At 66.9% G+C, this 1652-nt stretch carries 2 protein-coding genes; both read right to left on the bottom strand.

Translation table 11 applies throughout. The features are described from left to right. Positions 1-794 (bottom strand): 2-hydroxyacid dehydrogenase (locus C1D09_RS11450; RefSeq protein WP_143974365.1); only part of this gene is annotated, 794 nt, incomplete at its 3' end. 11 nt (positions 795-805) lie between these two features. Continuing rightward, the coding region (gene argE / locus C1D09_RS11445; RefSeq protein WP_143974364.1) for an acetylornithine deacetylase at positions 806-1652 on the bottom strand (847 nt) is incomplete at its 5' end.

Here is a 1652-nt window from a genome sequence, read left to right as displayed (position 1 = left end):
ACCTTCGGGTGCGACCAGAATTGATGCCCCGCGGGCAGCGGTTCGGGATCGGTGACGTCGATCATCGCCGCTGAAAGGTGGCCGCGGTCGAGCGCAGCGACAAGCGCGGCGTGGTCGAGCTGCTGCCCCCGGCCGGTGTGAACGAGCGCTGCGCCTTCGGGCAGTTTCGCGAACAGGCCGGCATCAAGGAAGCCGCGCGTATCCTCTGTCAGCGGCAGCAGGCAGACCAGTATGTCGCTGGCAGCCAGCATCTGCTCCAGCCCGGGCTCACCATTATGGCACGTCACGCCGTCAATCCGCCGCGGCGAGCGGCTCCAGCCGGCGAGCGGAAAGCCGAAGGGCTTCAGCCGGTCGACGACGGCCTGGCCGAGTTGCCCGAGGCCAAGCACGCCGATCCGGCGCGACCCGGCTTGCAACTGCGGGATGTCACGCCATTGGCCGGCGCGTTGCTGTGCCAGATAGGCGGGCAGGTTGCGATGCAGGGCGAGCACGGCCAGCGTCACATATTCCTGCATCATGCGCACGATGCCTTCCTCGACCGTGCGCACGATCTTCACCTGTTCCGGTAAGGTATCGAGGCGAAACTGGTCGACGCCGGCGCCAATGGAAAACAGGATCTCCAGGTTTCGGTAGCGCGCGAGGTCTTCTGGCGCGGTCCAGGTGATGAGATAGCGTACGGAGTCCGGATCGACCGTCGCGCCATCCATCGCGAAGGGGACGTCCGGCAGTTCCTCGGCGAAGGCATCGGCGAAGATCGCCCCGCGCCGCGCATCGGAATTGAACAGGAACGTCATCCCGCTACCCTTCAAGCCGCGCAGCGGGCGCCAAGCGCCTCGATCATCCGCTGGCAGGCGGCGAGTTCGCTGGCGAGAATGTATTCGTCCGGCTTGTGAGCGCGGCCGATATCGCCCGGTCCGCAAATGATCGCGTCGAGCCCGGCGGCCTGGTAGAGGCCGGCTTCCGTGCCGTAGCTGACGGCGGCAAGCGCTGCTTCACCGGTCAACTCACCCAGCACTGCCGCCAGTGCTGCGTCTCGTGGCAATGACAGTGCCGGATAGGTGCTCATCGGCGTCCACTCGATCCGAAAGCCATCGACAGCAAGGGCGTCTGCTCGCGCCTTGACGGGCGCGAGCAGACTGGCCGGGTCGACGCCAGGTATGGCGCGCGCCTCCAGATCCAAAGTGCAGATGTCCGGAATGATGTTGACCGACTGTCCACCCGTCACCACGCCCGCTTGTAGTGAGGAGTATGGCGGCTCGAACGCAAGATCGAATGGACCGTGCGTCAGCCGCTCGGCTTCGCCGACGGCCGTGCTCAGCACATCGGCCATGGCGTGGATCGCGTTGAGGCCGAGATCGGGCCGTGACGAATGGCCGGTACGCCCGTGGATGGTCACGCGGGCGGCCGCCTTGCCCTTGTGGCCGCGCACGGCGCGCATGCCGCTCGGCTCGCCGACGATGACGCCGAGCGGCTTGGCGCATAGTTCGGCAAGGCGGGCGATCATATGCGGCACCCCGCGGCATCCCACCTCCTCGTCGTAGGAGAAGGCGAAGTGGACCGGTCTGGCAAGCCGCAGCTGCGCCAGCACGGGCACCGCGGCGAGCACCGCGGCCAGAAACCCTTTCATGTCGGTGGTGCCGCGTCCATAGAGC

Origin of the sequence: Mesorhizobium intechi (assembly GCF_002879535.1) — a bacterium.
In the GTDB taxonomy this organism is placed as follows: domain Bacteria; phylum Pseudomonadota; class Alphaproteobacteria; order Rhizobiales; family Rhizobiaceae; genus Mesorhizobium; species Mesorhizobium intechi.
Note: the sequence above shows the minus strand (reverse complement) of the source record. Positions and strands in the feature narration are given on the sequence as shown.